This is a genomic window from Streptomyces sp. DH37 (assembly GCF_029813835.1).
GTDB lineage: Bacteria > Actinomycetota > Actinomycetes > Streptomycetales > Streptomycetaceae > Streptomyces.
Genome location: NZ_JARVKV010000040.1, coordinates 35,225 through 58,047 on the forward strand (window position 1 = coordinate 35,225; position 22,823 = coordinate 58,047).

At 69.6% G+C, this 22,823-nt stretch carries 34 protein-coding genes; 33 read left to right on the top strand and 1 reads right to left on the bottom strand.

Annotated elements, in window-relative coordinates:
• Positions 1-2 precede the first annotated feature (2 nt).
• The 29 genes from rplB to QC029_RS19850 all read left to right on the top strand — a co-directional run bounded on the left by rplB (position 3) and on the right by QC029_RS19850 (position 17,100).
• Positions 3-839, top strand: coding sequence for a 50S ribosomal protein L2 (rplB, locus tag QC029_RS19710; RefSeq protein ID WP_279557035.1), 837 nt, complete (start codon positions 3-5; stop codon positions 837-839).
• 14 nt (positions 840-853) lie between these two features.
• Positions 854-1,135 (top strand): 30S ribosomal protein S19, encoded by a 282-nt coding sequence (rpsS, locus tag QC029_RS19715; protein ID WP_093660601.1) that lies wholly within the window; start codon positions 854-856, stop codon positions 1,133-1,135.
• Between the two features lie 46 nt (positions 1,136-1,181).
• Positions 1,182-1,529: a 50S ribosomal protein L22 gene (gene rplV, locus QC029_RS19720; protein WP_006130776.1), complete on the top strand. Its 348-nt coding sequence runs from the start codon at positions 1,182-1,184 to the stop codon at positions 1,527-1,529.
• Positions 1,529-2,359, top strand: coding sequence for a 30S ribosomal protein S3 (gene rpsC, locus QC029_RS19725; protein ID WP_279557036.1), 831 nt, complete (start codon positions 1,529-1,531; stop codon positions 2,357-2,359). Before rplV ends, rpsC begins: the two co-directional genes overlap by 1 nt.
• A 5-nt stretch (positions 2,360-2,364) precedes the next feature.
• Positions 2,365-2,784 carry a 50S ribosomal protein L16 gene (gene rplP / locus QC029_RS19730; RefSeq protein WP_093660605.1) on the top strand — a complete coding sequence of 140 codons (420 nt, stop codon included), beginning with the start codon at positions 2,365-2,367 and terminating at the stop codon, positions 2,782-2,784.
• Complete coding sequence (rpmC, locus tag QC029_RS19735; protein ID WP_093851454.1) at positions 2,784-3,008, top strand: 50S ribosomal protein L29; 225 nt, start codon at positions 2,784-2,786, stop codon at positions 3,006-3,008. Before rplP ends, rpmC begins: the two co-directional genes overlap by 1 nt.
• Positions 3,008-3,295: a 30S ribosomal protein S17 gene (gene rpsQ, locus QC029_RS19740; protein ID WP_093660607.1), complete on the top strand. Its 288-nt coding sequence runs from the start codon at positions 3,008-3,010 to the stop codon at positions 3,293-3,295. Before rpmC ends, rpsQ begins: the two co-directional genes overlap by 1 nt.
• Before the next feature lie 100 nt (positions 3,296-3,395).
• On the top strand, positions 3,396-3,764 hold the full coding sequence (gene rplN / locus QC029_RS19745) for a 50S ribosomal protein L14 (protein WP_055718836.1): 369 nt from the start codon (positions 3,396-3,398) through the stop codon (positions 3,762-3,764).
• 3 nt (positions 3,765-3,767) lie between these two features.
• Positions 3,768-4,091, top strand: a complete 324-nt coding sequence (gene rplX / locus QC029_RS19750) for a 50S ribosomal protein L24 (RefSeq protein ID WP_155071594.1) — start codon at positions 3,768-3,770, stop codon at positions 4,089-4,091.
• Entirely contained in the window at positions 4,091-4,654 is a 564-nt protein-coding gene (gene rplE / locus QC029_RS19755; RefSeq protein ID WP_093851452.1) for a 50S ribosomal protein L5, read from the top strand. Before rplX ends, rplE begins: the two co-directional genes overlap by 1 nt.
• 3 nt (positions 4,655-4,657) lie before the next feature.
• Positions 4,658-4,843: a type Z 30S ribosomal protein S14 gene (locus QC029_RS19760; RefSeq protein WP_014144326.1), complete on the top strand. Its 186-nt coding sequence runs from the start codon at positions 4,658-4,660 to the stop codon at positions 4,841-4,843.
• A gap of 216 nt (positions 4,844-5,059) precedes the next feature.
• Positions 5,060-5,458, top strand: a complete 399-nt coding sequence (rpsH, locus tag QC029_RS19765; protein WP_155071596.1) for a 30S ribosomal protein S8 — start codon at positions 5,060-5,062, stop codon at positions 5,456-5,458.
• Positions 5,459-5,482: 24 nt separating this feature from the next.
• A complete protein-coding gene (rplF, locus tag QC029_RS19770) occupies positions 5,483-6,022 on the top strand; it encodes a 50S ribosomal protein L6 (RefSeq protein WP_279557037.1) in 540 nt (179 codons plus the stop codon).
• A gap of 3 nt (positions 6,023-6,025) precedes the next feature.
• The gene (rplR, locus tag QC029_RS19775; protein ID WP_279557038.1) at positions 6,026-6,409 is read left to right on the top strand and encodes a 50S ribosomal protein L18; all 384 of its coding nucleotides are present in this window, start codon (positions 6,026-6,028) and stop codon (positions 6,407-6,409) included.
• 43 nt (positions 6,410-6,452) lie between these two features.
• Positions 6,453-7,058 (top strand): 30S ribosomal protein S5, encoded by a 606-nt coding sequence (gene rpsE / locus QC029_RS19780; protein ID WP_279557039.1) that lies wholly within the window; start codon positions 6,453-6,455, stop codon positions 7,056-7,058.
• The gene (gene rpmD, locus QC029_RS19785; RefSeq protein WP_100201545.1) at positions 7,058-7,240 is read left to right on the top strand and encodes a 50S ribosomal protein L30; all 183 of its coding nucleotides are present in this window, start codon (positions 7,058-7,060) and stop codon (positions 7,238-7,240) included. The genes rpsE and rpmD overlap by 1 nt, the downstream gene beginning before the upstream one ends.
• A gap of 1 nt (position 7,241) precedes the next feature.
• Positions 7,242-7,697 carry a 50S ribosomal protein L15 gene (gene rplO / locus QC029_RS19790; RefSeq protein WP_279557040.1) on the top strand — a complete coding sequence of 152 codons (456 nt, stop codon included), beginning with the start codon at positions 7,242-7,244 and terminating at the stop codon, positions 7,695-7,697.
• A gap of 198 nt (positions 7,698-7,895) precedes the next feature.
• Positions 7,896-9,212 (top strand): preprotein translocase subunit SecY, encoded by a 1,317-nt coding sequence (gene secY, locus QC029_RS19795; RefSeq protein WP_279557041.1) that lies wholly within the window; start codon positions 7,896-7,898, stop codon positions 9,210-9,212.
• Positions 9,212-9,880: an adenylate kinase gene (locus QC029_RS19800; RefSeq protein WP_279557042.1), complete on the top strand. Its 669-nt coding sequence runs from the start codon at positions 9,212-9,214 to the stop codon at positions 9,878-9,880. Before secY ends, QC029_RS19800 begins: the two co-directional genes overlap by 1 nt.
• A gap of 134 nt (positions 9,881-10,014) precedes the next feature.
• Complete coding sequence (gene map / locus QC029_RS19805; protein WP_279557043.1) at positions 10,015-10,851, top strand: type I methionyl aminopeptidase; 837 nt, start codon at positions 10,015-10,017, stop codon at positions 10,849-10,851.
• A gap of 247 nt (positions 10,852-11,098) precedes the next feature.
• The gene (infA, locus tag QC029_RS19810) at positions 11,099-11,320 is read left to right on the top strand and encodes a translation initiation factor IF-1 (RefSeq protein ID WP_003948620.1); all 222 of its coding nucleotides are present in this window, start codon (positions 11,099-11,101) and stop codon (positions 11,318-11,320) included.
• Positions 11,321-11,380: 60 nt separating this feature from the next.
• Positions 11,381-11,494: a 50S ribosomal protein L36 gene (rpmJ, locus tag QC029_RS19815; protein ID WP_003956441.1), complete on the top strand. Its 114-nt coding sequence runs from the start codon at positions 11,381-11,383 to the stop codon at positions 11,492-11,494.
• Between the two features lie 202 nt (positions 11,495-11,696).
• The gene (gene rpsM, locus QC029_RS19820) at positions 11,697-12,077 is read left to right on the top strand and encodes a 30S ribosomal protein S13 (protein ID WP_155071603.1); all 381 of its coding nucleotides are present in this window, start codon (positions 11,697-11,699) and stop codon (positions 12,075-12,077) included.
• Positions 12,078-12,142: 65 nt separating this feature from the next.
• Complete coding sequence (rpsK, locus tag QC029_RS19825; protein WP_004571845.1) at positions 12,143-12,547, top strand: 30S ribosomal protein S11; 405 nt, start codon at positions 12,143-12,145, stop codon at positions 12,545-12,547.
• A 26-nt stretch (positions 12,548-12,573) separates the two neighbouring features.
• Positions 12,574-13,200, top strand: coding sequence for a 30S ribosomal protein S4 (gene rpsD, locus QC029_RS19830; protein ID WP_279557044.1), 627 nt, complete (start codon positions 12,574-12,576; stop codon positions 13,198-13,200).
• Positions 13,201-13,326: 126 nt separating this feature from the next.
• The gene (locus tag QC029_RS19835) at positions 13,327-14,349 is read left to right on the top strand and encodes a DNA-directed RNA polymerase subunit alpha (RefSeq protein WP_279557045.1); all 1,023 of its coding nucleotides are present in this window, start codon (positions 13,327-13,329) and stop codon (positions 14,347-14,349) included.
• 186 nt (positions 14,350-14,535) lie between these two features.
• Positions 14,536-15,093: a 50S ribosomal protein L17 gene (gene rplQ, locus QC029_RS19840; protein WP_279557046.1), complete on the top strand. Its 558-nt coding sequence runs from the start codon at positions 14,536-14,538 to the stop codon at positions 15,091-15,093.
• A gap of 103 nt (positions 15,094-15,196) precedes the next feature.
• Positions 15,197-16,066, top strand: a complete 870-nt coding sequence (truA, locus tag QC029_RS19845) for a tRNA pseudouridine(38-40) synthase TruA (protein WP_279557047.1) — start codon at positions 15,197-15,199, stop codon at positions 16,064-16,066.
• Positions 16,067-16,176: 110 nt separating this feature from the next.
• Positions 16,177-17,100: a serine hydrolase gene (locus tag QC029_RS19850; protein WP_279557048.1), complete on the top strand. Its 924-nt coding sequence runs from the start codon at positions 16,177-16,179 to the stop codon at positions 17,098-17,100.
• Positions 17,101-17,191: 91 nt separating this feature from the next.
• On the opposite strand, the gene QC029_RS19855 is transcribed toward QC029_RS19850, so the two are convergent.
• The gene (locus QC029_RS19855; RefSeq protein WP_279557049.1) at positions 17,192-18,058 is read right to left on the bottom strand and encodes a hypothetical protein; all 867 of its coding nucleotides are present in this window, start codon (positions 18,056-18,058) and stop codon (positions 17,192-17,194) included.
• Positions 18,059-18,111: 53 nt separating this feature from the next.
• On the opposite strand from QC029_RS19855, the gene QC029_RS19860 reads away from it, so the two are divergent.
• From QC029_RS19860 to glmM, 4 genes are all read left to right on the top strand, one after another.
• Entirely contained in the window at positions 18,112-19,731 is a 1,620-nt protein-coding gene (locus QC029_RS19860) for an ATP-binding cassette domain-containing protein (RefSeq protein WP_279557050.1), read from the top strand.
• Between the two features lie 391 nt (positions 19,732-20,122).
• Positions 20,123-20,566 (top strand): 50S ribosomal protein L13, encoded by a 444-nt coding sequence (gene rplM / locus QC029_RS19865; protein WP_093660647.1) that lies wholly within the window; start codon positions 20,123-20,125, stop codon positions 20,564-20,566.
• 39 nt (positions 20,567-20,605) lie between these two features.
• Positions 20,606-21,109 (top strand): 30S ribosomal protein S9, encoded by a 504-nt coding sequence (gene rpsI, locus QC029_RS19870; RefSeq protein WP_279557051.1) that lies wholly within the window; start codon positions 20,606-20,608, stop codon positions 21,107-21,109.
• Between the two features lie 247 nt (positions 21,110-21,356).
• Positions 21,357-22,715, top strand: a complete 1,359-nt coding sequence (glmM, locus tag QC029_RS19875; protein WP_279557052.1) for a phosphoglucosamine mutase — start codon at positions 21,357-21,359, stop codon at positions 22,713-22,715.
• Positions 22,716-22,823: the final 108 nt, after the last annotated feature.

Genomic DNA, 22,823 nt, shown 5'->3' on the forward strand with positions numbered 1-22,823 from the left:
AAATGGGTATCCGCAAGTACAAGCCGACGACCCCGGGCCGTCGTGGCTCCAGCGTCGCCGACTTCGTCGAGATCACGCGGTCCACGCCGGAGAAGTCGCTGGTCCGCCCCCTGCACAGCAAGGGCGGCCGTAACAACGCCGGTCGTGTGACCGTCCGCCACCAGGGCGGTGGCCACAAGCGCGCCTACCGCGTGATCGACTTCCGTCGTCACGACAAGGACGGCGTGCCGGCCAAGGTCGCGCACATCGAGTACGACCCGAACCGCACCGCGCGCATCGCGCTGCTGCACTACGTCGACGGCGAGAAGCGCTACATCCTCGCGCCGGCCGGCCTGAAGCAGGGCGACCGCATCGAGAACGGCCCCGGCGCCGACATCAAGCCGGGCAACAACCTCGCGCTGCGCAACATCCCGGTCGGTACGACCATCCACGCCATCGAGCTGCGGCCCGGCGGCGGCGCGAAGTTCGCCCGCTCCGCGGGTGCCTCCGTGCAGCTGCTGGCGAAGGAGGGCCGCATGGCCCACCTGCGCATGCCGTCCGGTGAGATCCGCCTGGTCGACGTCCGCTGCCGCGCCACCGTCGGCGAGGTCGGCAACGCCGAGCAGTCGAACATCAACTGGGGCAAGGCCGGCCGCATGCGCTGGAAGGGCGTCCGCCCGACCGTCCGCGGTGTGGTCATGAACCCTGTCGACCACCCGCACGGTGGTGGTGAGGGCAAGACCTCCGGTGGTCGTCACCCGGTCTCGCCGTGGGGCAAGAAGGAAGGACGTACTCGCTCGCCGAAGAAGGCCAGCAACAAGTACATCGTCCGCCGCCGCAAGACGAACAAGAAGCGCTAGGAGGCGGGTTTTCGATGCCGCGCAGTCTCAAGAAGGGGCCTTTCGTCGACGACCACCTGATCAAGAAGGTGGACGCCCAGAACGACGCAGGCACCAAGAACGTCATCAAGACCTGGTCCCGCCGCTCGATGATCGTCCCGGCCATGCTGGGCCACACGATCGCGGTGCACGACGGCCGCAAGCACGTCCCGGTGTTCGTCACCGAGTCGATGGTCGGCCACAAGCTCGGCGAGTTCGCGCCGACCCGCACCTTCCGCGGCCACGAGAAGGACGACCGCAAGTCGCGTCGTCGCTGATCTGCGGAAATAGCGAAGACCAATGACTGACACCGAAGGGACAACCATGGAAGCCAGGGCCCAGGCGCGGTACATCCGCGTCACGCCCATGAAGGCCCGCCGCGTGGTGGACCTCATCCGTGGCATGGACGCCACGGAGGCTCAGGCGGTCCTGCGTTTCGCCCCGCAGGCCGCGAGCGTGCCCGTCGGCAAGGTGCTGGACAGCGCCATCGCCAACGCCGCGCACAACTACGACCACACGGACGTCGACAGCCTCTTCATCTCCGAGGCGTACGTCGACGAGGGCCCGACCCTGAAGCGGTTCCGGCCGCGCGCCCAGGGCCGCGCCTACCGGATCCGCAAGCGGACCAGCCACATCACGGTGGTCGTCAGCAGCAAGGAAGGAACCCGGTAATGGGCCAGAAGATCAACCCGCACGGGTTCCGGCTCGGCATCACCACGGACTTCAAGTCCCGCTGGTACGCCGACAAGCTCTACAAGGACTACATCAAGGAAGACGTCGAGATCCGCCGCCTGCTCACGCAGGGCATGGAGCGGGCCGGCATCTCCAAGGTGGAGATCGAGCGCACCCGCGACCGCGTCCGCGTGGACGTCCACACCGCCCGTCCGGGCATCGTGATCGGCCGCCGCGGCGCCGAGGCGGAGCGCATCCGCGGTCAGCTCGAGAAGCTGACCGGCAAGCAGATCCAGTTCAACATCCTCGAGGTGAAGAACCCGGAGACGGACGCTCAGCTGGTGGCCCAGGCCGTCGCCGAGCAGCTGTCCTCCCGCGTCTCCTTCCGCCGTGCGATGCGCAAGTCGATGCAGAGCACGATGAAGGCCGGCGCCAAGGGCATCAAGATCCAGTGCGGTGGCCGCCTCGGCGGCGCCGAGATGTCCCGCACCGAGTTCTACCGCGAGGGCCGGGTTCCCCTGCACACCCTCCGGGCCAACATCGACTACGGCTTCTTCGAGGCCAAGACGACGTTCGGCCGCATCGGTGTGAAGGTCTGGATCTACAAGGGCGACGTCAAGAACATCGCCGAGGTCCGCGCCGAGAACGCCGCCGCCCGCGCCGGCAACCGTCCGTCGCGCGGTGGCAACGACCGTCCGCGCCGCGGTGGCGAGCGCGGCGGACGCGGCCGCAAGCCGCAGCAGGACCGGACCGAGGCTCCCCGGGCCGAGGCGGGCACCGCTGCCGCTCCGGCCGCCGAGAGCACCGGCTCTGCCGGGAAGGAGGCCTGACCGTCATGCTGATCCCCCGCAGGGTCAAGCACCGCAAGCAGCACCACCCGAAGCGCAAGGGCATGGCCAAGGGCGGCACCGAGGTTGCTTTCGGCGAGTACGGCATCCAGGCCGTCACCGCTGCCTACGTGACGAACCGGCAGATCGAGGCGGCTCGTATCTCCATGACCCGTCACATCAAGCGTGGCGGCAAGGTGTGGATCAACATCTACCCGGACCGTCCGCTGACGAAGAAGCCCGCCGAGACCCGCATGGGTTCCGGTAAGGGTTCGCCGGAGTGGTGGGTCGCGAACGTCAAGCCCGGTCGGGTCATGTTCGAGCTGTCCTACCCGAACGAGAAGATTGCTCGTGAGGCGCTCACCCGCGCTGCTCACAAGCTTCCGATGAAGTGCCGGATCGTTCGGCGCGAGGCAGGTGAGTCGTGATGGCGGCCGGTACCAAGGCGAGCGAGCTGCGCGAGCTGGGCGACGAGGAGCTCGTCGTCAAGCTGCGCGAGGCCAAGGAGGAGCTCTTCAAGCTCCGTTTCCAGGCGGCGACCGGACAGCTGGAGAACAACGGCCGGCTGAAGGCCGTCCGCAAGGACATCGCCCGGATCTACACCCTGATGCGTGAGCGCGAGCTCGGCATCGAGACGGTGGAGAGCGCCTGATGAGCGAGACGAATGTGACTGAGACTGCAGAGCAGAACCGCGGCTTCCGCAAGACCCGTGAGGGTCTGGTCGTCAGCGACAAGATGGACAAGACCGTTGTCGTCGCCGTCGAGGACCGCGTCAAGCACGCCCTGTACGGCAAGGTCATCCGCCGTACGAACAAGCTCAAGGCGCACGACGAGCAGAACGCCGCGGGTGTCGGCGACCGCGTCCTCCTGATGGAGACCCGGCCGCTGTCCGCGACGAAGCGCTGGCGCGTCGTCGAGATCCTCGAGAAGGCCAAGTAATTCCCGAGATCCCTTCTCGGGACGAGTTCCGCCAGGCTCGGCGAGGTGCGTGCGGTGAGCGCGCACCCGCCGGGAACCGGCAGACGATCAGGAGATAGACGTGATCCAGCAGGAGTCGCGGCTGCGTGTCGCCGACAACACGGGAGCGAAGGAGATCCTTTGCATCCGTGTTCTCGGTGGCTCCGGCCGCCGCTACGCGGGTATCGGTGACGTCATCGTCGCCACCGTCAAGGACGCGATCCCCGGTGGCAACGTGAAGAAGGGCGACGTCGTCAAGGCCGTCGTCGTGCGCACCGTCAAGGAGCGCCGCCGCCCCGACGGCTCGTACATCCGCTTCGACGAGAACGCCGCCGTCATCCTCAAGAACGACGGCGACCCCCGCGGCACCCGTATCTTCGGCCCGGTGGGCCGTGAGCTGCGCGAGAAGAAGTTCATGAAGATCATCTCGCTCGCGCCGGAGGTGCTGTAACCGATGAAGATCAAGAAGGGCGACCTGGTCCAGGTCATCACCGGCAAGGACAAGGGCAAGCAGGGCAAGGTCATCGCGGCCTTCCCCCGCGAGGACCGCGTCCTGGTCGAGGGTGTCAACCGGGTCAAGAAGCACACCAAGGCCGGACAGACCGCTCGCGGTTCGAAGACCGGCGGCATCGTGACGACCGAGGCCCCGATCCACGTGAGCAACGTTCAGCTCGTCGTGGAGAAGGACGGCAAGAAGGTCGTCACCCGCGTCGGTTACCGCTTCGACGAGGACGGCAACAAGATCCGCGTTGCCAAGCGGACCGGTGAGGACATCTGATGACTACCGCCACGAACGTGCAGCCGCGTCTGAAGACGCGCTACCGCGAGGAGATCGCGGGCAAGCTGCGTGACGAGTTCAAGTACGAGAACGTCATGCAGACCCCCGGTCTCACCAAGATCGTGGTCAACATGGGTGTGGGCGAGGCCGCCCGCGACTCCAAGCTGATCGAGGGCGCCATCCGCGACCTCGCCACGATCACCGGCCAGAAGCCGGCCGTGACCAAGGCCCGGAAGTCCATCGCGCAGTTCAAGCTGCGCGAGGGTCAGCCGATCGGTGCCCACGTCACCCTGCGGGGCGACCGGATGTGGGAGTTCCTGGACCGCCTGCTGTCGCTCGCGCTGCCGCGCATCCGCGACTTCCGCGGTCTGTCGCCGAAGCAGTTCGACGGCAGGGGCAACTACACCTTCGGTCTCACGGAGCAGGTCATGTTCCACGAGATCGACCAGGACAAGATCGACCGGGTCCGGGGCATGGACATCACCGTGGTCACCACGGCGAACACCGACGAGGAGGGTCGCGCTCTGCTGCGTCACCTCGGATTCCCCTTCAAGGAGGCGTGAGCCGTGGCGAAGAAGGCTCTCATTGCCAAGGCCGCCCGCAAGCCGAAGTTCTCGGTGCGCGCGTACACGCGCTGCCAGCGCTGCGGCCGTCCCCACTCCGTCTACCGCAAGTTCGGCCTGTGCCGCGTGTGCCTTCGTGAGATGGCCCACCGCGGCGAGCTGCCGGGCGTCACCAAGAGCTCCTGGTAGGTCCGCGCCAGCGGACCACCGGAACTCTCGGTAAGAGCATCCTGGCCGGCGAACGCCCTCCCCGCGTGCCCTAGGCTTGTGGGTTGGGCGCTCGCCGCCCATGACCGTCTTACTACGCCGTAGGTCCCCGCACCGCACCCGTCCCGTCGCCATCGCGTACGGGGAGAGGGACGGAGCAGACAGGAAACCCCGGCGAGAGAGGCCGAAGGCCATCACATGACCATGACCGATCCGATCGCAGACATGCTGACGCGTCTGCGAAACGCGAACTCGGCTTACCACGACACCGTCGTGATGCCGCACAGCAAGATCAAGTCGCACATCGCGGAGATCCTCCAGCAGGAGGGCTACATCACCGGCTGGAAGGTCGAGGACGCCCAGGTGGGCAAGAACCTCGTCCTGGAGCTCAAGTTCGGGCCGAACCGCGAGCGTTCGATCGCCGGCATCAAGCGCATCAGCAAGCCGGGTCTGCGGGTCTACGCAAAGTCCACCAACCTGCCGAAGGTGCTCGGCGGCCTGGGCGTGGCGATCATCTCCACCTCCCACGGGCTCCTCACCGACAAGCAGGCTCAGAAGAAGGGCGTGGGTGGGGAAGTCCTCGCCTACGTCTGGTAACGGAAGGGAACGGAGGTAAAGCTCATGTCGCGTATCGGCAAGCTCCCCATCCAGGTTCCCGCCGGTGTGGACGTCACCATCGATGGCCGGACGGTCGCCGTGAAGGGCCCCAAGGGCAACCTTTCGCACACCGTCGCCGCGCCCATCGAGGTCGCCAAGGGTGAGGACGGCACGATCCGTGTGACCCGCCCGAACGACGAGAGCCGGAACAAGGCCCTGCACGGCCTGTCCCGCACGCTGGTGGCGAACATGATCACTGGCGTGACCCAGGGCTACAGCAAGCAGCTCGAGATCAGCGGTGTCGGTTACCGCGTCCAGGCGAAGGGCTCCGACCTGGAGTTCTCCCTGGGATACAGCCACCCGATCACGGTGAAGGCTCCCGAGGGCATCTCCTTCAAGGTGGAGTCCCCGACCAAGCTGAGCGTCGAGGGCATCGACAAGCAGAAGGTCGGCGAAGTCGCCGCGAACATCCGCAAGCTGCGCAAGCCCGACCCGTACAAGGCCAAGGGCGTGAAGTACGCGGGCGAGGTCATCCGCCGCAAGGTCGGAAAGGCTGGTAAGTAAGCCATGGCATACGGTGTGAAGATCGCGAAGGGCAGCGCGCGCAAGGCCGTCGCTGTCAAGCGGCGCCACATCCGCGTCCGCAAGAAGGTGTCGGGCACCGCCGAGCGTCCGCGCCTGGTGGTGACGCGCTCCAACCGTCACATGGTGGCGCAGGTCATCGACGACATCGCGGGCCACACGCTGGCCTCGGCGTCGACGCTGGACAGCTCGATCCGCGGCGGCGAGGGCGACAAGACCGCCCTGGCCAAGCAGGTCGGCTCCCTGGTCGCCGAGCGCGCCAAGGCAGCGGGCATCGAGGCCGTCGTGTTCGACCGCGGCGGCAACAAGTACGCCGGGCGGATCGCCGCCCTGGCCGACGCCGCCCGCGAGGCCGGGCTCAGGTTCTGAGCCGGTCCCCACGCAAGCGGACGCATAGAGAGAGGTAATTCCAATGGCTGGACCCCAGCGCCGCGGTGGCGGCGCCGGTGGCGGCGAGCGGCGGGACCGACGGGACCGGCGGGACGGTGGCGCGGCCGCCGAGAAGACCGCGTACGTCGAGCGGGTCGTCGCGATCAACCGCGTCGCCAAGGTCGTGAAGGGTGGTCGTCGCTTCAGCTTCACCGCGCTGGTCGTGGTGGGCGACGGCGACGGCACCGTGGGTGTCGGTTACGGCAAGGCAAAGGAGGTGCCGGCCGCCATCGCCAAGGGCGTCGAGGAGGCCAAGAAGCACTTCTTCAAGGTCCCCCGGATCCAGGGCACCATCCCCCACCCGATCCAGGGTGAGGAGGCCGCGGGCGTCGTGCTGCTCAAGCCGGCCTCGCCCGGTACCGGTGTGATCGCCGGTGGCCCGGTGCGCGCCGTGCTGGAGTGCGCGGGCATCCACGACGTGCTGAGCAAGTCCCTCGGCTCGTCGAACCCGATCAACATCGTGCACGCCACGGTGGCCGCTCTGAAGGGCCTGCAGCGCCCCGAGGAGATCGCCGCCCGCCGCGGCCTGCCGCTCGAGGACGTTGCTCCCGCCGCTCTGCTGCGGGCGCGGGCTGGGGTGAGTGCCTGATGGCCCGCCTGAAGGTCACCCAGACCAAGTCCTACATCGGCAGCAAGCAGAACCACCGCGACACCCTGCGTTCCCTCGGCCTCAAGCGAGTGAACGACACGGTCGTCAAGGAGGACCGTCCCGAGATCCGCGGCATGGTGCAGACCGTCCGCCACCTCGTGACGGTCGAGGAGGTCGACTGACATGGCGGAGCAGAAGCCGCTGAAGGTCCACAACCTCCGGCCCGCCCCGGGCGCCAAGACCGCCAAGACCCGTGTCGGTCGTGGTGAGGCGTCCAAGGGCAAGACCGCCGGTCGTGGCACCAAGGGCACCAAGGCCCGCTACCAGGTTCCCGAGGCCTTCGAGGGCGGGCAGATGCCGCTGCACATGCGGCTGCCCAAGCTCAAGGGCTTCAAGAACCCCTTCCGCACCGAGTACCAGGTCGTCAACCTGGACAAGCTGGCCTCCCTCTACCCCGAGGGCGGCGAGGTCACGGTCGAGGACCTGGTGGCCAAGGGCGCGGTGCGCAAGAACCAGCTCGTGAAGGTGCTGGGCAACGGGGAGATCTCCGTGGCGCTGCAGGTGACCGTGGACAAGGTCTCCGGCTCCGCCAAGGAGAAGATCGCCGCTGCCGGAGGCACCGTCACCGAGCTCGTCTGAGCACGGTGAAGTGACCAACCGGGGGCGCCCAGGAACGGGCGTCCCCGGTTGGTCGTTCCAAGGGGGGCATGGTCGCCGGTAAGGTGGCGTGCGTTATTGACCTCCACAGGCGCGCTCCTGTGGAATCCGTACCGTTTTATCCGTTGATCCTCACGACCGTAACCTCTCGCGCGTGACGCGGGGGGCGCAGGAGGCACCGTGCTCACCGCGTTCGCCCGGGCGTTCAAGACGCCCGACCTGCGCAAGAAGCTGCTCTTCACCCTTGGCATCATGGTGCTCTTCCGGCTCGGGGCGCACGTACCCGTCCCGGGTGTCAGCTTCGAGAACGTCAACCAGTGCGTGAAAGAGGCCGAGGGCGCCGGCGCCGGCCTCTTCGGCCTGGTCAACATGTTCAGTGGTGGCGCACTGCTGCAGCTGACCATCTTCGCGCTCGGGATCATGCCGTACATCACCGCGAGCATCATCCTGCAGCTGCTGGTGGTGGTGATCCCGAGGCTGGAGGCCCTCAAGAAGGAGGGGCAGTCCGGTCAGGCGAAGATCACGCAGTACACCCGCTACCTGACCGTGGCGCTCGGCGTGCTCCAGGCCACCGGCCTGGTGGCGACGGCCCGCAGCGGCAGCCTCTTCGCACAGTGCACCGTCCGCGACCAGATCATCCCGGACGACTCGATCTTCACCACGATCACCATGGTGATCGTCATGACCGCCGGCACCGCGCTGATCATGTGGCTGGGCGAGCTGATCACCGACCGCGGCATCGGCAACGGCATGTCGATCCTGATGTTCGTCTCGATCGCCGCCGGCTTCCCGGGCCTGCTCTGGGCGATCAAGCTCCAGGGCAACCTGGCGGACGGCTGGATCGAGTTCGGCGTGGTGATCCTCGCGGGTCTGGCGATGGTCGCCCTGGTGGTCTTCGTCGAGCAGGCGCAGCGCCGCATCCCGGTGCAGTACGCCAAGCGGATGATCGGGCGCCGCTCGTACGGCGGCACCTCCACCTACATCCCGCTGAAGGTGAACCAGGCGGGTGTGATCCCCGTCATCTTCGCCTCGTCGCTGCTCTACATCCCGGCGCTGATCGTCCAGTTCAGCGGGTCGCAGGCGGGCTGGGCCGACTGGATCAACCAGCACCTCGTCAAGGGTGACCACCCGTACTACATCATCACGTACTTCGTGCTGATCGTGTTCTTCGCCTTCTTCTACGTGGCCATCTCCTTCAACCCCGAAGAAGTTGCCGACAACATGAAGAAGTATGGTGGTTTCATCCCGGGTATCCGGGCCGGTCGTCCCACCGCGGAGTACCTGAGCTACGTGCTGAACCGCATCACGTGGCCGGGTTCGCTGTACCTGGGTCTGATCGCTCTGGTGCCCACCGTCGCGCTGGTGTTGTTCAACGCGAATCAGAACTTCCCGTTCGGCGGGACCAGCATCCTGATCATCGTGGGTGTCGGTCTGGAGACCGTGAAGCAGATCGAGAGCCAGCTTCAGCAGCGCCATTACGAAGGGTTCCTCCGCTGATGCGAATCGTCCTCGTCGGACCGCCTGGCGCGGGCAAGGGCACGCAGGCCGCGTACCTGGCCGAGAACCTGTCCATCCCGCACATCTCCACAGGCGACCTGTTCCGCGCCAACATCAGCCAGGGCACCCAGCTCGGGCAGAAGGCGCAGGAGTACATGCGGGCCGGGAAGCTCGTACCCGACGAGGTCACCATCGGGATGGCGCGCGACCGCATGGAGCAGCCCGACGCCGCCGGCGGCTTCCTGCTGGACGGCTTCCCGCGGAACCTGGTCCAGGCCGAGGCGCTGGACGGCATCCTGCGGGAGGCCGGCACCCGGCTGGACGCGGTGCTCGACCTGGAGGTCCCCGAGGACGAGGTGGTCAAGCGGATCGCCGGGCGGCGGATGTGCCGCAACGACAGCAGCCACATCTTCCACGTGCAGTACAGCCCCTCGAAGGCCGAGGGCGTCTGCGACGTGTGCGGCGGCGAGCTGTACCAGCGCGAGGACGACCACGAGGACACCGTCCGCAAGCGCCTGGAGGTCTACCACACGGAGACCGAGCCGATCATCGACCACTACAAGGCCCAGGGCCTGGTGGTGACGATCTCGGCGCTCGGCAAGGTGGCCGAGGTCACCCGGCGCTCGATGGAGGCGCTCGGCCGCGGTGCCGAGCAGTCCCCGGCGTAGGTCCGGAAGAACGGCGAGAAGGCCGCGGTGCCCCGGACGGGCGCCGCGGCCGTATCGTGTAGGGAATGGGCCCGGCGGCAGCGCGCCGGGCGGGATGTTGCCGTAGAACCGCAAGCTGGAAGGCGTCAGCCGTCATGGTGGAGATCAAGACCCCCGAGCAGATCGCGAAGATGCGCGCGGCCGGGCTGGTCGTCGCCGCGATGCACGCGGCGTGCCGCAAGGCCGCGGTGCCCGGCGCGACCACCAAGGACCTGGACGAGGTCGCCGCGAAGGTGCTCGCCGACCACGGCGCCAAGCCGAACTTCCTCGGCTACGGAGGCTTCCCGGGCAACATCTGCACCTCGGTGAACGACGTCGTCGTCCACGGCATCCCCAACCGGGAGACGGTACTGGAGTCGGGCGACATCATCTCCATCGACGCGGGCGCGATCGTCGACGGCTGGCACGGGGACGCGGCGATCACCGTCTTCGTCGGCGAGGGCCACGCGCCCGAGGTGCAGGAGCTGAGCCGGGTCACCGAGGAGTCGATGTGGGCCGGCATCGCGGCGATGCGCAAGGGCAACCGGCTGGTGGACGTCTCCAAGGCGATCGAGGGCTACATCCGCCGCCAGCCCCGTCCGGCCTCCGGCCGCTACGGGATCATCGAGGACTACGGCGGCCACGGCATCGGCAGCCAGATGCACATGGACCCGCACCTGCTCAACTACGTCGACCGCCGGCGCGGCCGGGGCCCGAAGCTGGTGCCGGGCATGTGCCTGGCGATCGAGCCGATGGTCAGCCTGGGCACCGCCAAGACCCACGTCCTCGAGGACGAGTGGACGGTCAAGACGAACGACGGCACCTGGGCCTGCCACTGGGAGCACTCCGTCGCGCTGACCGAGCAGGGGCCGCTGGTGCTGACGGCGCCGGACGGCGGCAGGGCGAAGCTGGCGGAGTACGGCGTCACCACCGCCCCCGACCCGCTGGACTGACCGCCCCCCGACCGCGCCGGCCCGGAGCGGGCCGGCCCCGGGCGCCCGGAGTGCGTGCCCCGGCCGCACCACCCGGGCCGCCTCCGAAGTCCGCCGGGATCCGCATAAGGATCTCCCGTGATGGGCATACATCTCCGATTCGTGTTTCCCCGGGCCGTGGCGTAGACTGGCTCGTCGGTCCATGTGTGCCTGCGCGCACCCACGGGCTGACCCAGGTAGCCGATCCCGGAAGGTGAAGCGCTCAAGTATGGCCAAAAAACAAGGGGCCATCGAGATCGAGGGCACCGTCGTCGAGTCTCTCCCGAACGCGATGTTCAAGGTGGAGCTCCAGAACGGGCACCAGGTCCTCGCGCACATCAGCGGCAAGATGCGGATGCACTACATCCGTATCCTTCCCGACGACCGTGTCGTGGTGGAGCTGTCTCCCTACGACCTGACGCGCGGGCGGATCGTCTACCGCTACAAGTAGATCTCGCCCTCACCCCGCCCCACCGCGGGGTGGTGGCCTGACCCGGAGAACCTCACACCCATGAAGGTCAAGCCGAGCGTCAAGAAGATCTGCGACAAGTGCAAGGTGATCCGCCGCCACGGCCGGGTCATGGTCATCTGCGACAACCTGCGCCACAAGCAGCGCCAGGGCTGACGCACGACCTCTCGCCTCGCACCTCTCGCGGTTCTTCGCGCGACGCAAGCGACACGTAGATACGCAGACACCCGACCCCCCGCCGTGACATCCGTCGACGCCGGTGGGGACGACACCCCCGGACGGAGGCCGGGGACCCGGCTCGTACTTGCTACGGGAACGGTGCTGCGGAAGACCTCCAACGAAACCAGGAGCCACGTTCATGGCACGCCTCGAAGGCGTTGACCTCCCGCGCGACAAGCGCGTGGAGGTCGCCCTCACCTATGTCTTCGGCATCGGTCGCACGCTCTCCCAGCAGACGCTCGCGAACACCGGTGTGAACCCGGACACCCGCGTCCGCGACCTGACCGAGGAAGAGCTCGTCAGGATCCGCGAGTACGTCGAGGCCAACATCCGCACCGAGGGCGACCTCCGCCGCGAGATCCAGGCCGACATCCGCCGCAAGGTCGAGATCGGCAGCTACCAGGGTCTGCGCCACCGCCGCGGCCTGCCCGTCCGGGGCCAGCGCACCAGCACCAACGCCCGCACCCGCAAGGGCCCGCGCCGCGCGATCGCCGGCAAGAAGAAGCCGGGCAAGAAGTAGTCCTCACCGGACACCGCCAGTGGTCCGGACTGTAGGACCGACCACCTCCATAGGAGAAACTCTCTATGCCTCCGAAGGGCCGTACGGCCGGCGCCAAGAAGGTGCGCCGCAAGGAGAAGAAGAACGTCGCCCACGGGCACGCTCACATCAAGAGCACGTTCAACAACACCATCGTTTCCATCACCGACCCCACCGGCAACGTGATCTCCTGGGCTTCCGCCGGTCACGTGGGCTTCAAGGGCTCGCGCAAGTCGACGCCGTTCGCCGCGCAGATGGCCGCCGAGTCGGCCGCCCGGCGTGCGCAGGAGCACGGCATGCGCAAGGTCGACGTGTTCGTCAAGGGACCCGGCTCCGGCCGTGAGACCGCGATCCGCTCCCTCCAGGCCACCGGCCTCGAGGTCGGCTCGATCCAGGACGTCACCCCGACCCCGCACAACGGCTGCCGCCCGCCGAAGCGCCGCCGCGTCTGACCAGCTGAAGTAGGAGATACACGACAATGGCGCGTTACACCGGGGCCGACTGCAAGCGTTGCCGTCGGGAGAAGCAGAAGCTCTTCCTCAAGGGAGCTAAGTGCGAGAGCGCGAAGTGCCCGATCGAGATCCGTCCTTACCCCCCGGGTGAGCACGGGCGCGGGCGCACCAAGGACAGCGAGTACCTGCTGCAGAAGCGTGAGAAGCAGAAGGCCGCTCGTATCTACGGGGTCCTTGAGAAGCAGTTCCGCGGTTACTTCAACGAAGCCAACCGCAAGCAGGGCAAGACGGGTGAGAACCTGCTCCGCATCCTGGAGTCCCGTCTGGACAACGTGGTCTACCGGGCCGGCTTCGCCAAGTCCCGCGACCACGCCCGTCAGCTCGTCCGTCACGGGCACATCATGGTGAACGGCCGCAAGACCGACATCCCGTCGGCTCGCGTCGCTCCCAACGACATCATCGAGGTCCGTCCGTCCTCCCGTAACATGACCCCCTTCCAGGTGGCTCAGGCGGAGGCCGGCGAGAAGACCGTGCCGGCGTGGCTGGAGGCCATCCCGTCGCAGCTTCGGATCCTCGTCCACTCGCTGCCCGAGCGCCAGGTGATCGACACCCAGGTGCAGGAGCAGCTGATCGTCGAGCTGTACTCGAAGTAACGGCTCGCGGTACGGGCGGCGCGGCGCGTACACGCCGCGCCGCCCGTACCCTTGCAGTGGAAACCGGGCCGCATGCCCGGTGCTCGGCATCAAATAGCGGTTGCCGAAGACTGGAGGCACATCCCCATGCTGATCGCTCAGCGCCCCTCACTGACCGAAGAGGTCGTGGACGAGTTCCGTTCCCGGTTCGTGATCGAACCGCTGGAGCCGGGCTTCGGCTACACCCTCGGAAACTCCCTGCGTCGTACGCTCCTCTCCTCGATCCCCGGTGCCGCCGTGACCAGCATCCGGATCGACGGCGTCCTGCACGAGTTCACCACCGTGCCGGGCGTCAAGGAGGACGTCACCGACCTGATCCTCAACATCAAGAGCCTGGTCGTCTCCTCGGAGCACGACGAGCCGGTCGTGATGTACCTGCGCAAGCAGGGCCCGGGTCTGGTCACCGCCGCCGACATCGCCCCGCCGGCCGGCGTCGAGGTGCACAACCCCGACCTGGTCCTCGCCACGCTGAACGGCAAGGGGAAGCTGGAGATGGAGCTGACCGTCGAGCGCGGTCGCGGCTACGTCTCCGCCGTGCAGAACAAGCAGGCGGGCCAGGAGATCGGCCGCATCCCGGTCGACTCCATCTACTCGCCGGTCCTCAAGGTCACCTACAAGGTCGAGGCGACCCGTGTCGAGCAGCGCACCGACTTCGACAAGCTGATCGTCGACGTCGAGACCAAGGAGGCCATGCGTCCCCGTGACGCCATGGCGTCCGCCGGCAAGACCCTGGTCGAGCTGTTCGGCCTGGCCCGCGAGCTGAACGTCGACGCCGAGGGCATCGACATGGGCCCGTCCCCGACGGACGCCGCGCTCGCCGCCGACCTGGCCCTGCCGATCGAGGAGCTGGAGCTGACCGTCCGCTCCTACAACTGCCTCAAGCGCGAGGGCATCCACTCGGTGGGCGAGCTGGTGGCCCGCTCCGAGGCGGACCTGCTCGACATCCGCAACTTCGGCGCCAAGTCGATCGACGAGGTCAAGGCGAAGCTGGCCGGCATGGGCCTGACCCTCAAGGACAGCCCGCCCGGATTCGACCCGACCGCCGCCGCGGACGCCTTCGGCGCCGACGACGACGCGGACTCCGGTTTCGTCGAGACCGAGCAGTACTGACCGGCGCCGGACGGTACTGACGCCGGTCCCGCACCGGCACCCCGACCGGGCGCGGCACCCGCCGCGCCCGGTCGGCCCACGCTTCCGGGGCCGCTCGGCGCGCCCCGGGCTCCGGCGGGCACAAGCCCGTCCGGACACTGACACCGGTACCTGACACGGCCGGTGCAGACATCGAGGAGAAGAACCATGCCGAAGCCCACCAAGGGCGCCCGCCTCGGCGGCGGCGCCGCGCACGAGAAGGCCATGCTGGCGAACCTCGCCACCGCCCTCTTCGAGCACGGCCGCATCACCACCACCGAGGCCAAGGCCCGCCGCCTGCGCCCGGTGGCGGAGCGTCTGATCACCAAGGCGAAGAAGGGCGACCTCCACAACCGCCGCCAGGTGATGCAGACGATCCTCGACAAGAGCGTCGTGCACACGCTCTTCACCGAGATCGGCCCGCGCTACGAGAACCGCCCCGGCGGTTACACCCGCATCACCAAGATCGGCAACCGCCGTGGCGACAACGCGCCCATGGCCGTCATCGAGCTGGTGGAGGCCCTGACCGTGCAGCAGGAGGCCGTCGGCGAGGCCGAGGCCGCCACGAAGCGGTCCGCCAAGGACGCCGCGGGCGACGAGGCCGTGAAGGACCTCAAGAAGGACGCCGCGGGCGACGCCCCGAAGGACGAGGCCGCCGAGGCCCCGGCCGAGGAGAAGGCCGCGGACTCCGAGGAGGCCCCGGCCGAGGAGAAGAAGGACGCCTGAGGCGCCCTTCGGCCCCGAAGCACCCCGAGCACACCGCAGCGGACCCGTCTCCCCCTCCGGGAGCGGGTCCGCCGCCGTTCGAGCGCTCTGAGAGGATCACGGTGTGAACGACGACGTGGAGCCCGGGTACGTACGGGTCCGGCTGGACCTGTCGTACGACGGCAGGGACTTCTCCGGCTGGGCGCGGCAGCGCGGGCGGCGCACCGTGCAGGGCGAGCTGGAGGACGCGCTGCGGGTGGTGACCCGCTCGGAGGAGACCTTCGAGCTGACGGTCGCCGGCCGCACCGACGCGGGCGTCCACGCCCGCGGCCAGGTGGCGCACGTCGACCTGCCCGAGCGGCTGTGGGCCGAGCACCGGGAGAGGCTGCTGCGCCGGCTGGCCGGGCGGCTGCCGCACGACGTGCGGGTCCACCGGATCGGCGAGGCCCCGCCGCACTTCAACGCCCGGTTCTCGGCGGTCTGGCGCCGCTACGCCTACCGGGTCTGCGACCACCCGGGCGGTGTGGACCCGCTCCAGCGCGGCCACGTGCTGTGGCACGACTGGCCGCTGGACGTGGACGCCATGAACGCCGCGGCCGAGCGGCTGCTGGGGGAGCACGACTTCGCGGCGTACTGCAAGCGGCGCGACGGCGCGACGACCATACGGACGCTGAGGGAGCTGGACTGGCGGCGGCGCCCCGACGGCATCGTGGAGGCGCGGGTGGTCGCCGACGCCTTCTGCCACAACATGGTGCGCTCGCTGGTGGGCGCGCTGCTCTTCGTCGGCGACGGCCACCGGCCGCCGTCCTGGCCGGGCCGGGTGCTGGCGGCCGGGGTGCGGGACTCGGCGGTGCACGTGGTGCGGCCGCACGGGCTCACCCTGGAGGAGGTCGGCTATCCGGCCGACGAACTGCTGGCCGCGCGTAACGCCGAGGCGCGCAACCGGCGCACGCTCCCCGGCGCCGATGCGGTGGCCGGAGCGGGATGCTGCTGACGGATTGGCCGGTTCGGGTGCGCAACCACCGCCGCCGCTCGGTCGTCCAGTAGTCGGGCCCGCGCCGTGCGGGCCCGTCGACCACGATGACCATGATGACGGAGCATCCATTGAGACTTCGAACGAGGGGGACCCGCGGGGCGGGCGTGGTGGTGGCGGCCGCCGGGGCCGTGCTCGTCGCGGGCCCGCTGGCGGCGCCCGCCCAGGCGGCCGGGGGACCGTCCGGGATAGCCGCCAAGGGTGCCTTCCTGCTGGACAGCGGTCCCAACAAGACCCTGTGGAGCAAGGGCGCCGACACCCGGCGCGAGATGGCCAGCACCACCAAGATCATGGCCGCGGCGGTCGTGGTGACCACCAAGGGCGTCGACCTGGACCGCAAGGTCACGGTCAAGAAGGCCTACCGCGACTACGTGACCAGGTACGGGGCCAGCACCGCGGACCTGAAGACGGGCGACAAGCTCACGGTGCGCCAGCTGCTGTACGGGATGATGCTGCCCTCCGGCTGCGACGCGGCGTACGCGCTGGCGGACACCTTCGGCAGCGGGAGCACGACGGCCGCCCGCACCACGTCGTTCATCTCCAAGATGAACAAGAAGGCCGCCGACCTGGGGATGAAGAACACGAAGTTCGACTCCTTCGACGGCATCTCCAAGAGCGGCAAGAACTACTCGACCCCCCGCGACATGGCGAAGCTGGCGCGGCACGCGCTGGCGAACTCCACGTTCAAGACGGTGGTCAAGGCGACCAAGACCGTCCAGAAGGCGACCAACGGGCGCACGTACACCTGGTACAACACCAACAAGCTGCTCGGTTCGTACAAGGGCGTGATCGGCATCAAGACCGGCACGGGCTCCAAGGCCGGCCCCTGCCTGGTCTTCGCGGCGACGCGCGACAAGCGCACGGTCGTCGGGGTGATCCTCAACAGCTCCGACCGCTACCGGGACGCGACGAAGATGCTCGACTGGTCCTTCAAGCAGAAGACGGCCACCCAGGTGACCCTGCGCACGCTCCCGGCGGGAGCACAGCGGGACTGACGTCCCGCGCGGCCCCGGACCGGATCGCCCGGTCCGGGGCCGCGCGTACGGGGCCGGGCCGGTACAGGTCCGCGCACGTACGCCGCCCGGGTCAGCCGGTGACGGAGGCCGCCGCCTGGTCCTGGCCGCGCTTGAGGATGCGGGCGAAGGCGAAGTCGGCGGTGTCGCGGCCGGCCCGGCGGGCGGCCTCCTTGGCGGACTCGGAGACCGTGACGCTCCTGCCGTCGGTGTAGCCGGAGATGGTGAAGTACGCGTAGCGGCCCAGCGCGTTGGCGGAGCTGACGCAGATCACGCCGCCCCGGCAGAAGGTGGGGACGCCCGCGCCGGGCAGTGAGGCGACGTTGGGCCGGGCCTGCTCCTTGGCCTTCCGCGCGGCCTCGTCGCTGTCGAAGACCGCGACGCCCACGGTGACCGCCAGCCCGTCGCGCACGTACGTCGCCCGGATCAGCTCGCGGCAGCCGTTGCCCGCCAGCACCGGGCCGAGGGCGCCCTGGGTGCCGGACGCGCAGCTCCTGGTGGAGGCGGTGGCGCCCTTGTCGTAGGCGCGGCCGTTGGCCTTCATCGAGGGGCCGGGGAAGAGCGTGTCCGCGCTGAGCGGGGCCTTGTCCCTCCCCGCGTCGGAGAGGAAGTCGCGCGGGTCGGGCGGCGGGGGCGGGGGCTCGGAGGAGAAGGTCGGCTCCGGCTGCTCCGGGCCGGGCGGCAGCGTCTCGGCGGACGGGAGCGGACGCGGCGACGGACCGGCGGACGCCCCGGCGCCGGACCCGCCCTCGCTGACGACGGCGGTCGCGACGATCGCGGCGACGGCGGCCGTGGCCACCGCCCCGCCGCCGGCCACCAGCCAGCGGCGGCGCCGGGCACGGGCTCGCTCGGACCGCTCGGCGAGCGCCGCCCAGTCCGGCGTGGACGGTTCGGATGGTCCTCCCGGGCCCCAGCCCGGTCCCCCCTGCCCAAAGCTCATGGGCGCATCTTATTCGCTTGCCACGGGGCCGCGGCCCCGGTCAGAGTCGGGGCATGGGACACGTCGAGGCCGCGCATCTGGAGTACTACCTGCCCGACGGGAGGGTGCTCCTCGGCGACGTCTCGTTCCGGGTGGGGGAGGGCTCGGTGGTGGCCCTGGTGGGCGCCAACGGAGCCGGGAAGACGACGCTGCTGCGGCTGATCGCCGGCGAGCTGAAACCGCACGGCGGCACGGTGACGGTCGGCGGCGGGCTCGGGGTGATGCCGCAGTTCGTGGGCTCGGTGCGCGACGAGCGGACGGTCCGCGACCTGCTGGTCTCGGTGGCCCGGCCACGCCTGCGCCAGGCCGCGGAGGCCGTGGACGCCGCCGAGCTGGCGGTCATGGAGGTCGACGACGAGGCGGCGCAGATGGCGTACGCGCAGGCCCTGGCCGACTGGGCCGAGGCCGGGGGCTACGAGGCCGAGACCGCCTGGGACGTGTGCACCACGGCCGCGCTGGGCGTGCCGTACGACAAGGCGCAGTGGCGGCAGGTGCGCACCCTGTCGGGCGGCGAGCAGAAGCGGCTGGTGCTGGAGGCGCTGCTGCGCGGCCCGGACGAGGTGCTGCTGCTGGACGAGCCGGACAACTACCTCGACGTCCCCGGCAAGCGCTGGCTGGAGGAGAGGCTGGGCGAGACCCGCAAGACGGTGCTGTTCGTCTCCCACGACCGGGAGCTGCTGGCGCGGGCGGCGGAGAAGATCGTCAGCGTGGAGCCGGGGCCGGCCGGGTCGGACGTGTGGGTGCACGGCGGCGGCTTCGCCACGTACCACCAGGCGCGCAGGGAGCGCTTCGCCCGCTTCGAGGAGCTGCGGCGGCGCTGGGACGAGCAGCACGCGCAGCTCAAGCGGCTGGTGAACACCCTCAAGCAGAAGGCTGCCTACAACGACGGCCTGGCCTCCCGGCTCCAGGCGGCCCGCACCCGGCTGCGGAAGTTCGAGGAGGCGGGCCCGCCGCAGGAGCCGCCGCGCGAGCAGGACATCCGGATGCGGCTGCGCGGCGGGCGCACCGGGGTGCGGGCGGTCACCTGCTCCGGACTGGAGCTGACCGGGCTGATGAAGCCGTTCGACCTGGAGGTCTTCTACGGGGAGCGGGTCGCGGTGCTCGGCTCCAACGGCTCGGGCAAGTCGCACTTCCTGCGGCTGCTGGCCGGCGGGGACGTGGCGCACACGGGGCAGTGGAAGCTGGGCGCGCGGGTCGTGCCGGGCCACTTCGCGCAGACCCACGCCCATCCCGAGCTGGAGGGGCGCACCCTGCTGGACGTCCTGTGGACCGAGCACGCCCGGGACCGGGGCGCGGCGATGTCCGTGCTGCGCCGGTACGAGCTGGACCGCCAGGCCGAACAGCCCTTCGGAAGGCTCTCGGGCGGCCAGCAGGCCCGCTTCCAGATCCTGCTGCTGGAGCTGGCCGGATCCACGGCGCTGCTGCTGGACGAGCCGACCGACAACCTGGACCTGGAGAGCGCCGAGGCACTCCAGCAGGGCCTGGAGGCGTACGAGGGGACGGTGCTGGCGGTGACGCACGACCGCTGGTTCGCCCGCTCCTTCGACCGCTTCCTGGTCTTCGGCGCGGACGGGCGGGTGCGGGAGGCGCCGGAGCCGGTCTGGGACGAGGGACGGGTGGCGAGGGCGCGCTGACGCGCCCGCCCGTCCGCCCGCCTGCGTGCGGATCCGGCGGGCTCCCGGTCCGGCGCCGAAGGCGCCGAAGCGGCCGGTCGGAGCCGGTGCGGGGGCGGTGCGTGGGCGGGGCGGGGACGGCGCGGAGGACGGTGCGAGGACGGTGTCCGGCCGGCCGCGGCGCACCCGCCGCGAGGGGGCGTTTTGACCCGTGTGGAGGAGGGCCGGTATCCTGCTGGTTCGTTGTGCGTATTGGCTTGCTCGTTCTCACGTGAGAGGCCGTTACGCCTGGTCCACCAGGACGATGACCAGCGACCCGCATCGGCTTGCGTCACCGACGCGCGGTCAAGGCTGTCGTGATCTCCGGTGACCTTGTCAGGAAACACTCACTGAAGAAGCGAAGGCTACGACCGTGCGTACGTACAGCCCCAAGCCCGGCGACGTCCAGCGTCAGTGGCACGTCATCGACGCCACCGACGTCGTCCTGGGCCGTCTGGCCTCCCAGGCCGCCACCCTTCTGAGGGGCAAGCACAAGCCGGTGTACGCGCCGCACGTTGACGCTGGTGACTTCGTCATCATCATCAACGCCGACAAGGTGCACCTCTCCGGCAACAAGCGGACCCAGAAGCTGGCCTACCGCCACTCCGGCTACCCGGGTGGTCTGCGGTCCGTCCGCTACGACGACCTGCTGAAGAACAACCCGGAGAAGGCCGTGGAGAAGGCCATCAAGGGCATGCTCCCGAAGAACTCCCTGGGCCGTCAGATGCTCTCGAAGCTGAAGGTCTACGCGGGCGAGAACCACCCGCACGCGGCCCAGCAGCCGGTCCCGTTCGAGATCACCCAGGTCGCGCAGTAGTCCGGCCACCACCAAGACTGAAGAGAGCTGAGGAGAACCGTGGCCGAGACCACCGCCGAGACCCCGATCGAAGAGGTCGAGCAGTACACCACCGAGACCCCCGAGGGCGTCGAGGAGTACACCACCGAGTCCCTCGCGTCCCGTTTCGGTGAGCCCCAGCCGGGCGCCGGCACCGGACGCCGCAAGAACGCCATCGCCCGCGTGCGCATCGTGCCGGGCAGCGGCCAGTGGAAGATCAACGGCCGCACCCTCGAGGCCTACTTCCCGAACAAGGTGCACCAGCAGGAAGTCAACGAGCCGTTCAAGGTTCTGGAGCTGGACAACCGCTACGACGTCATCGCCCGCATCAGCGGCGGCGGCGTCTCCGGCCAGGCCGGTGCGCTGCGCCTGGGCGTGGCCCGCGCCCTGAACGAGGCGGACGCGGACAACAACCGCGGCCCGCTGAAGAAGGCCGGCTTCCTGACCCGTGACGCCCGCGCCGTCGAGCGCAAGAAGGCCGGTCTGAAGAAGGCCCGCAAGGGCACCCAGTACAGCAAGCGTTGATCGACGCTTCGCCACTGCTGGTCGGAATCCCTGGAATCCGCTGATGAGCGCCCCGACAGCACCGTCACGGTGCGTCGGGGCGCTCGTCTTCGGGCCGGTGATCGCCTCCGGGCCGGCGCGTCCGGTGGGGCGACCGTCGGCATGCCGGGCGTGCGGCCGTGCCGTATCCGCCGCCAAGGGGCGTATATCTGGATGAACCGGGCCTTCGGCATGCCCGGATCTCTGCTTTGAACTCGGAGGAACCACGGTGGGACGACTCTTCGGTACGGACGGTGTGCGCGGGGTCGCCAACGCCGACCTGACCGCCGAAATGGCGCTCGGTCTGTCGGTCGCGGCGGCTCACGTGCTCGCCGAGGCGGGTACGTTCAAGGGCCATCGCCCGGTGGCGGTGGTCGGACGTGATCCGCGCGCGTCCGGGGAGTTCCTGGAGGCCGCCGTGGTGGCCGGGCTGGCCAGCGCGGGCGTGGACGTGCTGCGGGTGGGCGTGCTGCCGACCCCGGCCGTGGCGTACCTGACCGGCGCGCTCGGCGCCGACCTGGGCGTGATGCTCTCGGCCAGCCACAACCCCATGCCCGACAACGGGATCAAGTTCTTCGCCCGCGGCGGCCACAAGCTCGCCGACGAGCTGGAGGACCGCATCGAGCAGGTGTACCACGAGCACGCCTCCGGCGAGCCCTGGGACCGGCCGACGGGCGCGGGCGTGGGACGCGTGAAGGGGTACCACGAGGGCTTCGACAAGTACGTCGCCCACCTCGTCGGCGTCCTGCCCAACCGGCTCGACGGGCTCAAGGTCGTCATCGACGGCGCGCACGGCGCGGCGGCGCGGGTCTCCCCGGAGGCGTTCGCGCGGGCGGGCGCCGAGGTGGTCACCATCGCCACCGAGCCCGACGGGCTCAACATCAACGACGGCTGCGGCTCCACCCACCTGGAGGGCCTGCGCGCGGCCGTCGTCGAGCACGGCGCCGACCTGGGCGTGGCGCACGACGGCGACGCCGACCGCTGCCTGGCCGTGGACGGCAACGGCGACGAGGTCGACGGCGACCAGATCCTCAGCGTCCTGGCCCTGGGGATGAAGGAGGCCGGGACGCTGCGCGGGAACACCGTGGTGGCCACCGTGATGTCCAACCTCGGCTTCAAGCTCGCCATGGAGCGCGAGGGCGTCGAGCTGCTCCAGACGGCCGTCGGGGACCGGTACGTGCTGGAGGAGATGAAGCGCGGCGGATACTCGCTGGGCGGCGAGCAGTCCGGGCACGTGATCGTCCTGGACCACGCCACCACCGGCGACGGCACCCTGACCGGTCTGATGCTGGCCGCGCGGGTGGCCGCCACCGGCCGTCCCCTGGCGGAGCTGGCGGGCGTCATGGAGCGCCTGCCGCAGGTGCTGATCAACGTGCGGGACGTGGACAAGGGCCGGGTCGGCTCCTCGGCCCGGGTGGCCGCCGCCGTGGGCGAGGCCGAGCGGGAGCTGGGCGAGACCGGCCGGGTGCTGCTGCGCCCCTCCGGCACCGAGCCGCTGGTGCGGGTGATGGTCGAGGCCGCCGATCTGGAGCAGGCCCGCGCGGTGGCGGGGCGGCTGGCGGACGAGGTCAAGTCGGCGCTGGGCTGACGTCCGGCGCGGTGCCGCGCCGGTGCACGGCACGGCGGCGGCACGACGGCGACACGACGACGGGAGGCGGGGGCGGCCGGTGGCCGCCCCCCCCCCCTTCCGCCCGGG

Coding starts and splice junctions, on each gene's coding strand:
- rpmJ (WP_003956441.1), top strand. CDS start 11,381: ATGAAGGTCAAGCCGAGCGTCAAGAAGATCTGCGACAAGTGCAAGGTG.
- rplR (WP_279557038.1), top strand. CDS start 6,026: ATGGCATACGGTGTGAAGATCGCGAAGGGCAGCGCGCGCAAGGCCGTC.
- rplE (WP_093851452.1), top strand. CDS start 4,091: ATGACTACCGCCACGAACGTGCAGCCGCGTCTGAAGACGCGCTACCGC.
- rplF (WP_279557037.1), top strand. CDS start 5,483: ATGTCGCGTATCGGCAAGCTCCCCATCCAGGTTCCCGCCGGTGTGGAC.
- rplQ (WP_279557046.1), top strand. CDS start 14,536: ATGCCGAAGCCCACCAAGGGCGCCCGCCTCGGCGGCGGCGCCGCGCAC.
- map (WP_279557043.1), top strand. CDS start 10,015: ATGGTGGAGATCAAGACCCCCGAGCAGATCGCGAAGATGCGCGCGGCC.
- QC029_RS19860 (WP_279557050.1), top strand. CDS start 18,112: ATGGGACACGTCGAGGCCGCGCATCTGGAGTACTACCTGCCCGACGGG.
- rplP (WP_093660605.1), top strand. CDS start 2,365: ATGCTGATCCCCCGCAGGGTCAAGCACCGCAAGCAGCACCACCCGAAG.
- QC029_RS19800 (WP_279557042.1), top strand. CDS start 9,212: ATGCGAATCGTCCTCGTCGGACCGCCTGGCGCGGGCAAGGGCACGCAG.
- rpsE (WP_279557039.1), top strand. CDS start 6,453: ATGGCTGGACCCCAGCGCCGCGGTGGCGGCGCCGGTGGCGGCGAGCGG.
- rpmC (WP_093851454.1), top strand. CDS start 2,784: ATGGCGGCCGGTACCAAGGCGAGCGAGCTGCGCGAGCTGGGCGACGAG.
- rplX (WP_155071594.1), top strand. CDS start 3,768: ATGAAGATCAAGAAGGGCGACCTGGTCCAGGTCATCACCGGCAAGGAC.
- infA (WP_003948620.1), top strand. CDS start 11,099: ATGGCCAAAAAACAAGGGGCCATCGAGATCGAGGGCACCGTCGTCGAG.
- rpsM (WP_155071603.1), top strand. CDS start 11,697: ATGGCACGCCTCGAAGGCGTTGACCTCCCGCGCGACAAGCGCGTGGAG.
- rpsQ (WP_093660607.1), top strand. CDS start 3,008: ATGAGCGAGACGAATGTGACTGAGACTGCAGAGCAGAACCGCGGCTTC.
- rpmD (WP_100201545.1), top strand. CDS start 7,058: ATGGCCCGCCTGAAGGTCACCCAGACCAAGTCCTACATCGGCAGCAAG.
- rpsS (WP_093660601.1), top strand. CDS start 854: ATGCCGCGCAGTCTCAAGAAGGGGCCTTTCGTCGACGACCACCTGATC.
- rpsC (WP_279557036.1), top strand. CDS start 1,529: ATGGGCCAGAAGATCAACCCGCACGGGTTCCGGCTCGGCATCACCACG.
- rplV (WP_006130776.1), top strand. CDS start 1,182: ATGGAAGCCAGGGCCCAGGCGCGGTACATCCGCGTCACGCCCATGAAG.
- rplB (WP_279557035.1), top strand. CDS start 3: ATGGGTATCCGCAAGTACAAGCCGACGACCCCGGGCCGTCGTGGCTCC.
- QC029_RS19855 (WP_279557049.1), bottom strand. CDS start 18,058: ATGAGCTTTGGGCAGGGGGGACCGGGCTGGGGCCCGGGAGGACCATCC.
- rpsK (WP_004571845.1), top strand. CDS start 12,143: ATGCCTCCGAAGGGCCGTACGGCCGGCGCCAAGAAGGTGCGCCGCAAG.
- rpsH (WP_155071596.1), top strand. CDS start 5,060: ATGACCATGACCGATCCGATCGCAGACATGCTGACGCGTCTGCGAAAC.
- QC029_RS19835 (WP_279557045.1), top strand. CDS start 13,327: ATGCTGATCGCTCAGCGCCCCTCACTGACCGAAGAGGTCGTGGACGAG.
- rplO (WP_279557040.1), top strand. CDS start 7,242: ATGGCGGAGCAGAAGCCGCTGAAGGTCCACAACCTCCGGCCCGCCCCG.
- rpsD (WP_279557044.1), top strand. CDS start 12,574: ATGGCGCGTTACACCGGGGCCGACTGCAAGCGTTGCCGTCGGGAGAAG.